Raw genomic sequence first — 13998 nt, forward strand, 5'->3', positions numbered from 1 at the left:
AAAATAAGGTTCTAACGAATTTGGATGAGTGTGTTCGTTAAAGAGCTGTTTTCGCAGGTTCCTGCCTGTGAATCAGCTCTTTTTATTTTAAGCCCATGAAAAGGTCATGATCCGAACAGTGAATGTCATCAGCGTGTGCTAATCATGACCGCCATGGGGATCTAAAATGTAGGTATACCCGAATGGATCGGGACATTTCGAGTTTACCAACTGGAGGGTCTAAACATGACAACGAAAAGAACATGGACGCTGCCGCCGGAAGAACTGCCTATTATGAACCAGGTTGATGTCGTCGTCGTCGGAGGAGGGCCGACCGGCATTGCCGCTGCCATCGCTGCCGCCAATAATGGAGCAAATACGTTGCTGATTGAGCAAAGGGGATTTCTAGGAGGTATGGGCACGACGGCACTGGTTCCTGCCTTTTGTCCTTTTACCGACCATGAGAAGCCTGTCATTCGCGGTATCGGGCTCGAGCTGATGGAGCGAATGAAAGCGAATTGTAAACCTTCTTATGTCACGGAATATAAAGAACAGCTGGATTGGGTTCCGATTGACGTTGAGGTATTGAAGCGGGTGTACGATGAAGCGCTGCTTGAGAGCGGAGCCAAGGTTCTGTTCCATACATTTGTTGGACAGCTGGTCATGAATTCTGGGGGGCATGGTGTGAACGGTCTGGTGCTTCTGAATAAGTCCGGAAGATCGATCGTCGAGGCCAAGTACGTCATAGATGCCACAGGTGACGCCGATATTGCGGCGCTGGCCGGCGCTCCGTTCCAGAAAGGCGGGGATGGCGGCGAACTGCAGCCGGGGACGATGTGCTACCTGTTAACCAACGTGAACCGGGAGCGCTTCAGGCAATATATGAGGGATAGCGGTGACACCGGACAAATTCCGCAAGCGGTTCAGTTAGCGCAGAGCAACGGCGATCTGCCTCCCGGCCGGAAAGAAGTCTCCGGCTTTGCCTGGGTGTCCGATTACTTGGTTGGGGTCAACTTCGGGCATGTGTTCGGCGTGGACGGAACGAAGACGGAAGATCTCACGAAGGCTGCGGTAGAAGGCAGAAAGCTGGTCAAAATACAGGTCGAATTTCTGCGGAAGTATGTACCCGGATTTGAAGACGCCCATTTGGTCAGCACAGGCGAACAAATCGGTATACGTGAAACCCGCCGCATCGTCGGTGACTACATGCTGGTTCAGGATGACTTTATATCCATGCGAAGCTTTGAAGACGACATTGCAAGAAATGCTTATTTTATTGATATCCATATGGCAACCAGCAAAGAAAATATGGAAATTCGCCATCTTCCCCCCGGTCGGTCGCATGGGGTTCCATACCGTTCCCTTCTTCCTCAAGGTTTGGCAAATGTGTGGGTTGCGGGACGGGCCGCCTCCGCTGACCGAGTCGTACAGGGCTCGCTTCGGGTAATGCCCAACTGCTTTGCAATGGGGCAGGCAGCGGGAACAGCCGCGGCCATCTGTGCAAAGACGGGCAGTACATCCCGGGATGTCGATATCAAACAATTGCAGCGTCTTCTCATCGAGCAAGGGGCCTGGCTGGGCGAGCTTGCTGAAGTTTAGGCGGAAGCGAATCCATTCTTTTTTCATAGCGACAAGACAACAAAAGAGAGGTGAATGCCGTGGCACAACATAAGGCTGTCACCGTGCCCAGACCGTCCGGCACCAGCACCGATACGGTCTTAAACAAAAAACGTTTCGCAAACCTCAGGCAATATTGGGATTTGTACTTGATCATGGTTCCTGGTATCGTGTATTTTCTCGTTTTTAAGTACCTTCCGATGTGGGGGATTGTGATCGCCTTTAAGGATTACAGCATATTTGCAGGATTTAATGCCAGCGAATGGGTAGGACTCGACCATTTTGTACGGCTGTTTCATGATCCCCAATTCTATCAGGTGTTCTGGAACACGGTCATTATCAGTTTATATAAGCTGTTCTGGGGTTTCCCGGGTCCCATCATCCTAGCACTTCTGCTCAATGAGATCCGCAGCATGTTTTATAAGCGGACGATCCAAACGCTTGCTTACTTGCCGCACTTTCTGTCTTGGATCATTTTAGGCGGTATATTGGTAAACGTCCTGTCTCCCGCAACGGGCGCAGTCAATGAAATCATGAAATGGCTTGGATTCGAACCCGTGTTTTTCTTAGCGGATCCGGCTTGGTTTCGATCGGTGCTGGTCATCAGCGATATTTGGAAGGAGGTCGGTTGGGGGGCCATCATCTATCTTGCTGCTCTCGCGGGCATCGACCAGCAGCAGTATGAGGCAGCCGTCATGGACGGTGCAGGGAAGTGGAAGCAGCTGTGGCATGTAACCCTTCCTTCCATTAAAGGAACGATCATCGTGCTGTTCCTGCTTAGACTTGGCAGCATCCTCGATGTGGGGTTTGAACAAATATTCGTTCTGTATAACTCGCTCGTATATGATGTTGCCGACGTCATTGAGACCTATGTGTACCGGATTGGTATCGGTCAGTCCGAGTTCAGTTATTCGACTGCGGTTGGATTGCTTAAATCCGTCATCAGTCTGGTGCTGGTCGTTATCGTCAATAAAGCCGTTAAAAGAACGGGTCAAGAAGGGATCTACTGATTATGAAAATGTCAAAGGGAGAAAAATGGTTCAGCGGCATCAATCACTTTGCGCTTGCCTGTTTTGGGCTTCTGGCTTTGGCGCCCTTCATTCACATTCTGGCCCAGTCGTTCAGCAGTTATCGGGCAATTGTATCCGGCGAAGTCTCCTTCCTGCCGGTAGAATGGACGACGGAAGCTTACGTGAAGGTGTTCAATGACCCCGGGTTCGTTCAATCTTTTCTCGTCAGCGTGCAGCGGACGGTTGTGGGAACCCTCATCAGCGTAGTCATGACCATGCTGCTTGCGTACCCTCTATCAAGATATTACATTAAAGGCCGCGGTCCTATCATGTTCCTCATTGTCTTTACCATGCTGTTCAGCGGCGGGATGATCCCGACATACCTGGTAATCAAGGAGCTGCATCTGATGAACACCTTCTGGGCCTACGTCATTCCGGGTGCTGTTAACGCATTTCATGTGGTCATCATGAAAAATTTCTTTCAGTCCATCCCGAATGAACTGGAGGAATCCGCAAGAATCGACGGTTCGTCCAATCTCGGGATTTTATTTCGCATCGTAGTACCGCTGTCCATGCCGGTGATTGCCACAATCGCCTTGTTTAATGCGGTCGGACAATGGAATTCCTTCTTCGATGCGGTTATGTACGTTACCGATTCTTCTTTAAAGCCGCTGCAAATCTATTTGCGGGAGCTTGTGATGTCGGGGCAATCGAACATTAATACGACGGATAGCCTGGAACGTCAGCTCCTGGCGGTGGAGTCGCTGAAAGCCGCAGCATTGATAGCGAGTACATTGCCAATATTGCTCGTGTATCCGTTCCTTCAGAAATATTTTGTGAAGGGAATTATGATCGGCTCGGTCAAGGGGTAATAGGACATATTGTGCTTGTATCCGTTTACATTTCGTAATATTTTTATATAAAGGGGCTGAAAGTATGAAATTGCGAAACATGTTGTCAGGATTGGTGATCTCCGCTATAGCGGCCGGTTTGCTCAGTGGATGCGGAGGCGGGAAGGAGGCTTCTGGCAGTCCCGATTCAGGAGAAGTCGGCAAAAGGCAGACCATCAATATTGTGCAGCCTAACTTTGGTCGTAAATTTTTGGACGGTATGAACGAGAACAACAACCCCTATCAAAAATACGTCAATGATAGCGTCAATATCGACGTGCATGTGGTATACCCGCCCTCCGACGGCTATCAGGACAAGCTGAATGTGATGATGTCATCCGGCGACGATATCGACATGGTATTTACACAGGATGCTTCCTGGTTCATTAACATGGTAAACCAAAAGGCGCTGCAGCCGCTGAATGATGCTATCGAGGCGTCAGGTCCCGATCTGAAGAAGTCGGTTCCACAGGAAGCGTGGGACTCCGTTACGGTGGACGGTAACATCTACGCGGTGCCAGCGGTCAATTATATTCTAGGTAACGATTTGATGTATGTGCGTAAAGATTGGCTTGACAATCTGGGATTGCAGCCTCCGAAGACGCTGGATGAATATGTGAATGTGATGCGTCAATTTGCTCAGAATGATCCGGACGGTAACGGCAAGGATGACACGGTCGGCTTGTTGATGGGGGAAAATCTCATCCGATCGGCGCCATTCTTCGGCTCTTTCGGTGTACCGTTCAATGGTGCGTCTGCGGTCAATCAATGGGTGATGAGAGACGGCAAGCTGGTGAATGCCACCATTCTGCCAGAAACGAAGGAAGCTCTCCAGTTTCTGGCGGACCTCTATAAAGAACAGCTGATCGATCCGGAATGGGCACTGAACAAGAACAACAATATCGAAGAGAAAGTAGCCAGCGGCAAAGCCGGCCTGTTCTCGGCAACCTGGTTTGATACGCGGGGGCCGATCTTGACGAATAAGACAAACGATCCAAAGGCGGAATGGATCCCTCTTGACTATCCGGTGGGCCAGGAGGGAAAGTCAGGCGTCCTTGCCTCCAGCATGGTGATGGGCTACAGCATCGTGCCTGCAAAGAGCAAGAAGGCGAATGACGTCATCAAAATGTTCAATTTTGCCAATGGCGAAGGCCATGAGCCAATCAAACTCGGCTTGCCTGAGCACAACATATCGAAGAGGGAAAACGGCAAGCTGGTCATGGACTTTGAGGAGCACAACAAGCACGTCTACCGCAACAACATTTTGGACTATGCCGCTCCATGGGATCAGGAGCTTGACTATCAGCGGCTTGATGCGCTCGGTCCTGAATTCAAGCTAAAGGATAACGTGACACGGATCAGCAGCAACCTGATCCAGAACGAATACAATGGACCCCCGACGCCAAGCATGGGCAAGAACGGGGTGCAATTGACCAAGCTGATGCAGGAGACATTTACGAAGATCATCATGGGGACTGTGCCGGTCGAAGCATTCGATCAATACGTGCTGCAGTGGCAGAGCCAGGGCGGTGAATCCATCACCGCTGAGGTGAACGAGAATTATGCAAAGATGAACAAATAAGCTGAATAACAAAGTGAAGGGGCTTCCTCTAGAGGCACCTTCACTTTGATTTATGTAGACAAGGATGATGCTAAAATGATCAGAACATGGAAAAACCGTTTCAGGCAATCGATTCAGCTGCGGCTTACCGGTTATTTTATTCTGATCCTTATCCCCCTCGTTGTGATATCCACCTTTTCCAATCATCGCTCGCGCACGATTCTAAAAAATCAGATTGGCGATCGTACGCAAAGCGCCATGCAATCCGTTGTCCATTATGTGGACCTTACGATGCAGGGGGTGTATGAGCTGACCACGGTCCTTGCGAACAATTATGACATTAACCGCAGATTCGAATACGCCGGCAAAGTGCTCACGCCGCAGTCGATTTTGGATTTCCAGTGGATTGATCAGCAAATCGCCGCCATCTCCTCGGTTAACCGGATGGCTCCGAAGGCGTCCCTATTTCATTATGATTCCGGCATATTATTGTCAACCACCGGGTATCAAAAAGAACAGAATCCGGAGCAACTGGAATGGGTCAAGCAGGCCATCGAAGCCGATGGGAAAATCACGATATTCTTCCCGGAAGAGAACCGGTACAATGCGAACCATATGATAGACCCGATCTATAACGAGAACGTCATGGTGGTTATGAGGCGGATGAGTTTACTCAATCCTGAACGGAACAAAAATATCGTTATACTGCCGCTAAGCAAGGATTATTTTGTGAGCCAATTGAGGCGTTTGCTTCCAAGCAGTCGTGCAGAGGCTTTTCTGTTTACTCAGGATGGGAAATTAATTGCTACGACGACAAGCAGCACTGCGACTCCTCCCTCCTGGCCGGACGAAGGCAAGGATTTGATTGCAGCCCATCTCCCGGGTTACCCTGAGCGTATGCTTATGGTTCGGGTAACGTCACAGGACTCGGGCTGGAAACTCGTCATGGTACAGCCCGAGAAGGATATTTTGCAGGAATCGCATACGTTGCAAGGGTGGACGTACTTGATCATCGCCGTAAGCGTGTTGATATCGTTATGGATATCGTGGATCGTTTACAGCGGCATATCCAAACCGATGAAGAAGATGGTTGCCGCGATGAAGGAAATGAGGAGGGGGCAGCTCGATACCCAGATCATCCATCGAAGGGAGGATGAGTTCGGGTATGTCATGGATACGTTCAATCATCTGGCCAGTGCGCAGCGGCACCTGATCGAAGATGTGTATGAGAAGCAGATTTTGCTGACGAAGACGGAATTTAAATTGCTGCAGTCGCAGATCAATCCTCATTTTCTGTACAATACGCTGGATTCGATCTATTCGGCAGCGGTATTAAGCGACGCCGACGATGTGGGAGAGATGGTCATCAATTTGTCCAAGTTTTTGAGATACAGCCTGGGTAAGGGAAAGGAACACTACACGGTCTCGGAGACATTCAACCATCTGACCTATTATATTAAAGTGCAGCAGAGACGATTTGACTTTGAAGTCACTTATCGGATGGGAGAAGGTACGGAAGATATCCTGCTGCTTAAATTGCTGCTCCAGCCGTTAGTGGAGAATGCGATTTTGCATGGGCTTGAGCGCAAACATGGCGGCCGGGCACTCGAAATTTCTGCAGTGAACGACGGGGAATGGTTCGTTGCCGAAGTAAAGGATAATGGTGTTGGAATGGCGCCGGATCGTCTGCAGTATATTCAACAGCAACTGGATGGAATCTCCATGATGAATTTGGATCTCTCAGCGGGAAGGGACCGGATGGACGCGGAACTATACGGTTTGAGGAACGTGAAATCCAGGCTGAAACTGCACTACGGGGAAAAGGCAGATCTAGTGATTGATAGTGATGAACTGGAAGGAACGCGTATTCGATTGTATATACCGCGGGTTGAATGCGGAAGTATCCGGTACATGGAGGGGGACGGGGCATGAATTTAATGATCGTGGAAGATGAGATCGGTATCCGGGCAAGAATGGCGGGAACCATCCCCTGGGAAGAGAACGGCATCGACGTGGTTGCTCTTGCGGAGAATGGGAGTGAAGCGCTTCAAATGATGGAACGGACCCGCCCGGATATCATTGTGCTGGACATTCGGATGCCGGAAATGGATGGACTCACATTGGCGAAGCGGATTCACGAGTCCAACGAAATGGTGAAAATGATCATCCTCAGCGGTTATGAACATTTTGAATATGCGCGTTCTGCCATGGAGTCCGGCGTACTCAAATACCTGATTAAGCCTGCAAGCAATGAGGAGATCCTGCAGGCCGTTCTGGAAGCGGCAGCTATCCTGAAAAGCGAGTTGGAGAAGCGGCATAACTATGAGATGCTGTTCTCGAAATGGAGGAATCATCTGCCGAGACTGCAGGAAAATTTTTATAATCATTGCATTTCCGGTTCCTTTGCCGATTGGGAATATGAAAGCCGAAGCAAGGAATTGTTGATCCCGTTTGAAGCGGAACGACGATTATCCGTTGTTGTCTTGGAGCCGGATCCATTGATTGACGGGGGGAGATTTCGGGCAGAGGACACACCGCTGCTTCAATTTTCACTGCGAAGCATTGCGTTTGACGTGATATCAGGCATGGATTCCGAATTGTTTCAGGATGCGAAGGGCTCTACGGTCATTATTTTTCATAGCAGGCCGGAGGAGGTCCCAGGTGAATTCCAGCTTCGTGTCAGCTTTACCACAACCAAAGTGTTGTCCACGTTAAAAGAGTGTCTGAAAGTGACAGCTAGTGCGGGAATCAGCAGTATCGCGACTGGACTGCAGCATCTGCCCATGTTATATGCCCAGGCGCAGAATGCACTTCGGAAAAGGGTCGTATACGGACATGACCTTGCGATCCCTTATGCGGATGAACTCGGGGAAGATGGTTCGGCGAATTTAACGATTGCCTCTGATGAAAGAGCACTTGAAACAGGAATCGAGCTTGGAGATATTCAAATAGCGGAAGCGGCGCTTGATCGATTGTTGGAGAAGGTGTTCGGGCATGCTTCTGCGGTAGAGGAGGTACAGGAGAAGCTGCTTTATCTCATGCATGGTTTGCTTCGCGTCATTCGCGAACAACAGTGGAACCTGCGCCAGATGGTGGGGGAGGATGCCGTATATTTTTACAGTGTGCTGAACCTTCATTCAAGGGAACAAATTCAGCAAACCCTGCACCGGATCGTACGTAAGATTACGACCCATTCGCAAAAGCGCCCTCAGCCAAGCGGACATAAATTGATTCAGCGTCTGCTTGTCCTTGTCGACGAGGAAATCGGTCAGGATCTAAGCCTGAATTTGATCGCGGATCGGTTATATGTAAACAAGTCCTATTTAAGCCGATTATTCAAGCATGAAGTTGGTGAGTCGTTCTCCCAATATGTGCTTAAACGCAAGATGACGCTGGCCAAGCAGTTCATCCAGGAGGGAGGACAGGTTGGGCAGGCTGCGAGACAAGTTGGGTACATCAATAGCGGTTTCTTTTCGAAGGTATTTCAGAAGTATTGGGGGGTCCTGCCGAGTGAGATTAAGCAGGGTTAGAGATTAGATTCGCTCATCCGAGAATAGATGAATGAATATGAGGGGATTCAGGGGTAGGGCCAACCGTTTAGAAGGGGTTGGTCTTTTTTTGCTGTGCTTTGAAAGAAGTCAATATGGAAGTCATGAGATCATAATATTTCAATACATGAAAAATTCACAATAGAAAAAATCTATCACCAATCCTTATCTAACCACTCTTAGTTTTAGCCTAACTTCTCCGTTACCTAGCGCATTTTCCTACTCTAAAAAAGGGAGCTATGAAGCGGATAAAAATCAATATGGAAAAATTTCCCCCTGCCAAAGATGAATGTCCCCCTTTGAAACCAGTAGGGCTTGGAATAAAATTCTGGTAGACAGCAAGTATTTACATAAGGTTCTGAAAAAATACTTAGGGGGATTAGAAATGAAAAGGACTTCCATGTTACTCATGAGTGTGATGTTGTTGCTCTCCATGTTCCTCGCAGCATGCGGTAACAGCAGTGGCACCAACACTCCTGCTGCTGAAGGAGATACTCCGAAGACGGAAACGACTCCGCCAGCCGATGAGAAGAAGGATGAAGCCGCTCCGGTTTCACTCCGCGTGTTCTCGACTTTCGGAGGAACTGACGCAGCTCGCGAAGCCTTCCAGGCAGCGTTGGATGAATTCACGAAGGAGCATCCGAACGTGAAGATAGACAACGACACCATGTCAGCAAATGATGACGGTTTCAGAACGAAAGTGAACACCGACATGAACAGCGGCAACGAGCCTGACTTGCTGTTCTACTTCATCGGGGCTGATGCAGAAGGTTTCGTCAATGCCGGTAAGGTTGTCCCGCTGAACGAAATTCTTGACGCTGACGCTGAGTGGAAGAACGGCTTCATTCCTGATGCACTTGAGCTTGCCAAGCAAAAAGACGGTAACATTTACGCTGCACCATTGACCGGTTTCTATGAAGGCTTGTTCGTTAACAAAAAAATCTTCGAAGAAAACGGTCTGGAGCTTCCAACAGACTGGGCGAAATTGACCACAGCTGTGAAAACGTTATCTGGCAAAGGCATCATTCCTTTGTCCGTACCATTTGACCAATCCCACTACCTGATCGAGCACACGATTTTGTCTGCGGCAGGTCCTGAAGGCCAAAACAAAGGTCTGCTTGACGGCATCGATCCAAACTGGGAAAAAGCGTATGCGGCTATGAAAGAATTGTATGACCTTGGCGCATTCCCTAAAGATGCGGCAACGATCGACCTGAGCATGTCCGGCAACTATTACAGTGAAGGACTGGCTGCTATGACCATCGAAGGATCTTGGGCAGTTGGCGGCTGGAGCGATGATACTCGTGACAACTCTACAGTTCTGCCATTCCCTACGGTTCCTGGCGGCGTTGGCAGCGGTAACGATATCGTAGGCGGTTTCGGTTCCGGTTTCTACCTCTCCAAGGCCACTTATGATGACGCAGCCAAAAAAGAAGCGGCAATCGCTTTGCTGAAGCACCTGACTTCCCCGGCCTCCATTCAAAAAATCGCATCAGCTAACGGCGGTACACCTGCTGCTGACGTTGAAGTGACTGGATTGCCGCAAGTAGCTCTTGACGGTTTCGCTATGACAGCTAAAGCAGCTTCCATCAGCGCTCCGGTTGACAGCAAAGTTTCGCAAGAAACGTTTGGTAACCTTCGCGCTAGCGTTCAGCCTGTAGTGGAAGGCAAGAAAACTCCTACTCAAGCGATCGAAGAAGCGAAGAAAACCGAGGATGCCAACAAAAAATAGTTTTCATAAGAAACGGTAGAAATAAAAGTGACGTTACGCCGCCCCTCTGCTTCATTTGGGCGGCGTAGTCATTTGAGGCATGGACGATGAAGAAAAATAAACATCAAGGGTGATTAATATGAAGGGTGATCGCAAGTACATTGTGCTGTTTTTGTTACCCGCAGCGGCCATCATGACAATCTTTCTATATTATCCGTTCTTCAAGAGTTTGTATCTCAGCTTTTATCGCACAAGCGGCTTTTTTGACAAAAAGTTTGTGGGATGGGCTAACTATGAGAGACTTGTTACGGATAAACTGCTTGGCGCTGCAACATTGCACACACTGGAAATCATGCTGTATGTTATCGTGTTTCAGGTTGGGATTGCACTTGTGTTGGCCGTCCTGGTAGATAACATTTCCAAGCTCAAAGGGTTTTATCGGACTGTCTTTTTCTTCCCGGTAGTCATCTCCGGTACTGCCATTTCCTTATTATTTGTATTGTTCTACAATTACAATTTCGGTTTGCTGAACAATTTGCTGGCCAATTTCAACATTGAGAAGATTTTATGGCTGGATGCGAAGAATGCGCTTAAGGCGGTATCGATTCCAACGGTATGGCATTATGTGGGCTTTTATTTCGTTCTGTTCTTGACCGCCATGTCCAAAATCCCCGCGGATTATTATGAGGCTGCAAAGTTGGAAGGAATCACGGGGCTCAAGAAAACAACGATGCTTACCATTCCGCTCATCATGAGTGATATCAAGGTTGTTATCACCCTTGCCATTACAGGTACGTTGAAGGTGTTCGAATTCATCTGGGTCATTACAAGCGGCCAGAATGGAACGGAAGTGCTGGGAACGTACATGTACAAAAAGGCCATGGTTGATCAGAACTTTGGATACGGATCAGCGGTTGCGATATACATGGTGGTCTTTGGCGTACTGCTTGCGTTAATTGCCAACCGTTTGTTGAAAAGAGACGAGATTACATACTAAGCATTATAGGGGTGTACTGTTATGGAGCCAACCATCGTCGTTGAACACAAAACTCAGCGCGTTAGGAAAAGTCGGTTTAGTTTAGGCACCACGTTGATGTACGTGATTTTGACAGCGTGGTCCTTAACAACCATCTATCCGTTATTCTGGATCGTGAACAACTCGTTTAAGGTTTCGCGCGATGTGATGAATAATTCCTTTGGTATCGCATGGGAACCGGTGTTTGTTAACTATCAGAACGCTTTTGACCGCATCAATATCGGAAGAAGTTATATCAATAGTTTGGTGATGTCCTTCAGCACCGTATTTTTGGTGTTACTGCTTGGGGGATTAGCCGCTTATGTGTTGTCGAGATTCAACTTCAGAGGTAAGCGCACCATTTATTCCATTCTGTATGCGACTTTGCTGATCCCGGCGTTTGCCACCGTCGTTCCGGTATACGAGCTGCTGATCAAAACCAGTCTGGTCAATACCTATTGGGGCTTGATCTTCCCTCAAACGGCAGGCAATCTGACGTTTGCGACCTTGGTTATTGCCGGTTATATGGCAACCATACCGAAGGAGCTTGAAGAAGCGGCTTTCATGGATGGATGTAACCGATGGCAGATGTTTGTTAAGATCTTCGTGCCGATCTCGCAGCCCGTATTTGCATCGGCAAGCATATTTGTATTTATGTGGGCTTACAATGACTTGTTCTCAGCGTTGATCTTCGTTAACAAAGAGAATGTCCGTCCGATCGTTGCGTTGCTCAATGAGATCAGCTCCCAATACGGAACAGACTTTGGTCTGATGGCTACGGCAGTATCGTTGACCGTTATTCCGGTGCTGATTGTATACCTGTTTATCTCGAAGTATATTCAGAAAGGTTTGACCGAAGGAGCTGTCAAAGGTTAAGGAGACAGCGAACTCAACGAATAGGCAAGTCAAGAGGGGACGCTTTCGTCACCTGTTTGACTTGCCTATTCGTTGTTATATTTCATCTAGACTTTTAATCAACAGAATAGTCGGATCCGTATTTTAAGCAGTTGGGCGATTAAATTCGACTAAGCGTGAGAAGCCATCTCCTCCATGACCGGCTTGGATCGCTCTTTGGGCAATAGCTTTTGCAGCGTTTAAGACACTGCTATCGATGCCGTGTTGTTCAGCCACGTGGATGATATGCTCCATACTTGTCATATTGGAGATGAGATTCGAGCCCTCACCAGGGTATACGCCTTGATCCACATCTTGTGCGATATAGGTCATGATATCCGGCATAATGTTAATGATATTGTGCGCATAGGGAGCGATGTCTTTTGCGGGAATATTCTCAGCGCGTGCTATAGCCAGAGCGTGCACATAGCCGCTCATGGCTGTCCAGAACACATCAAGTAATGCGACATCATATGCCGCGGCACGACCAGGATCCTCGCCTAGGAACGAAGCGGTCCCTCCCAGGCTGGAAAGGGTTTCTCGATGGTTGCGATACGCGTCTTCTTGCCCGCTGTACAGAACAACCGCCGAAGGCTGCCCTATGGTCGTTATCGGCGTCATGATCGCTCCATCAATATAGTCAATGCCGTTCTCGGTTGCCCAATCCGCCATGTCGCGTGCACGTTCAGGGGAGTCGGCTGTCAGGTTAATGAGGGTTTTCCCTTTCAACGCGCTAGTCGCAGGAGAGAGAATGGAGCGGACTGCATCATAATTGAGTACACAGATGATAATAAGCTGGCCGGTAAGTACGGCTTCCGTAACAGTCGGAGCAAGCACTGCACCTTGTGTTGTAAGTGGGTCGGCCTTTGCAGCCGTCCGATTCCACACCGTTGTAGCGTGGCCGTTCTTGATAAAAGCTCCTGCAAGCGCTTGGCCCATAGGGCCGAGCCCGAGCACGGTCACATGCTCCTTGTTGGTGTTGTGCTGAGTTTCACGAACTTTAGGTTCGATCATTTGGCCTTGATTTTGTTTGGATGGTTCCATCTTTGTTTCCTCCTTAGGTGTTAGCTTCGAATATAGTGTAGACCTTGACACTAATGTCAAGGTCAATCGTTTTTTTTATCTTAAAAATAAGGTGAGTATTTCATTATATGAAAAATTCATAATAATGAAGAAAAGCGCTCCCTATCTCACAAGCAAGCTATATACGATTGCATCCGTACCTAATTACGACGAAAAGGATAAAATGAATCAACAAACTAACCAAAAGAAAGCTATTGACAAAATATTAGCAGCATGTTAATTTGTATATACAAATGAGAGGTGACTGGTTATGAACATCGATGATTCCATACTAAGCTCATGCTTGTTTTTTACTTCGAATCGCTTTGCTCGTTCGATGACCAAGATGGCGGAGGATGCTTTTGCCAAAGCGGGCTTATCGCCAACGTATTCCTATGTGCTGGTGGTAATCCATCAATATCCCGGCATTACGCAGAAGGAGCTAAGCGATAAGTTATCGATTGCTCCATCCACAAGCACCCGGTTCATTGATAAGCTGGAGAAGAAGCGGTTGGTACAGCGCAAATCCGAATGGAAAGAAACGCATATTTTCTTAACGGATGAAGGGAAGCTGTTGTATCAGGAGCTAAACCAATATTTTGAACAGCTGTATGGACAGTATGTTTCCCTCTTGGGGAAGGAACATAGCGAACAATTAACTAACCTTCTCCATGAATCCAGTGAAATATTGAAAAAGGGAATATAAAGCCT

The 13998-nt window shown here is 48.2% G+C and carries 11 protein-coding genes; 10 read left to right on the forward strand and 1 reads right to left on the reverse strand.

Annotation, left to right across the window (positions count from 1 at the left end):
• Positions 1-225 precede the first annotated feature (225 nt).
• The 9 genes from OHJ21_RS04585 (at position 226) to OHJ21_RS04625 (ending at position 12207) form a co-directional block, all read left to right on the forward strand.
• Positions 226-1578 carry an FAD-dependent oxidoreductase gene (locus OHJ21_RS04585; protein ID WP_100536519.1) on the forward strand — a complete coding sequence of 451 codons (1353 nt, stop codon included), beginning with the start codon at positions 226-228 and terminating at the stop codon, positions 1576-1578.
• Positions 1579-1637: 59 nt separating this feature from the next.
• Positions 1638-2606 (forward strand): ABC transporter permease, encoded by a 969-nt coding sequence (locus OHJ21_RS04590; RefSeq protein WP_100536520.1) that lies wholly within the window; start codon positions 1638-1640, stop codon positions 2604-2606.
• A gap of 2 nt (positions 2607-2608) precedes the next feature.
• Positions 2609-3478, forward strand: coding sequence for a carbohydrate ABC transporter permease (locus OHJ21_RS04595; RefSeq protein WP_015734730.1), 870 nt, complete (start codon positions 2609-2611; stop codon positions 3476-3478).
• Positions 3479-3542: 64 nt separating this feature from the next.
• Positions 3543-5078 (forward strand): extracellular solute-binding protein, encoded by a 1536-nt coding sequence (locus OHJ21_RS04600; RefSeq protein WP_100536522.1) that lies wholly within the window; start codon positions 3543-3545, stop codon positions 5076-5078.
• Positions 5079-5153: 75 nt separating this feature from the next.
• On the forward strand, positions 5154-6989 hold the full coding sequence (locus OHJ21_RS04605; protein ID WP_394056632.1) for a sensor histidine kinase: 1836 nt from the start codon (positions 5154-5156) through the stop codon (positions 6987-6989).
• Positions 6986-8587, forward strand: coding sequence for a response regulator (locus tag OHJ21_RS04610; protein WP_100536524.1), 1602 nt, complete (start codon positions 6986-6988; stop codon positions 8585-8587). Before OHJ21_RS04605 ends, OHJ21_RS04610 begins: the two co-directional genes overlap by 4 nt.
• Positions 8588-8990: 403 nt before the next feature.
• Positions 8991-10337 carry an ABC transporter substrate-binding protein gene (locus OHJ21_RS04615; RefSeq protein WP_100536525.1) on the forward strand — a complete coding sequence of 449 codons (1347 nt, stop codon included), beginning with the start codon at positions 8991-8993 and terminating at the stop codon, positions 10335-10337.
• 118 nt (positions 10338-10455) lie between these two features.
• Complete coding sequence (locus OHJ21_RS04620; protein ID WP_100536526.1) at positions 10456-11313, forward strand: carbohydrate ABC transporter permease; 858 nt, start codon at positions 10456-10458, stop codon at positions 11311-11313.
• A gap of 21 nt (positions 11314-11334) precedes the next feature.
• Positions 11335-12207, forward strand: a complete 873-nt coding sequence (locus OHJ21_RS04625) for a carbohydrate ABC transporter permease (RefSeq protein WP_100536527.1) — start codon at positions 11335-11337, stop codon at positions 12205-12207.
• 123 nt (positions 12208-12330) lie between these two features.
• Here OHJ21_RS04625 and OHJ21_RS04630 read toward each other — a convergent pair whose 3' ends face one another.
• On the reverse strand, positions 12331-13269 hold the full coding sequence (locus OHJ21_RS04630; protein ID WP_100536528.1) for an NAD(P)-dependent oxidoreductase: 939 nt from the start codon (positions 13267-13269) through the stop codon (positions 12331-12333).
• Between the two features lie 289 nt (positions 13270-13558).
• Between OHJ21_RS04630 and OHJ21_RS04635 the strand changes: the two genes are divergently transcribed.
• Positions 13559-13993, forward strand: a complete 435-nt coding sequence (locus tag OHJ21_RS04635; RefSeq protein ID WP_486019367.1) for a MarR family winged helix-turn-helix transcriptional regulator — start codon at positions 13559-13561, stop codon at positions 13991-13993.
• Positions 13994-13998: the final 5 nt, after the last annotated feature.

The organism is Virgibacillus sp. LDC1 (assembly GCF_025792345.1).
In the GTDB taxonomy this organism is placed as follows: Bacteria; Bacillota; Bacilli; order Paenibacillales; family Paenibacillaceae; genus Paenibacillus_AQ; species Paenibacillus_AQ lautus.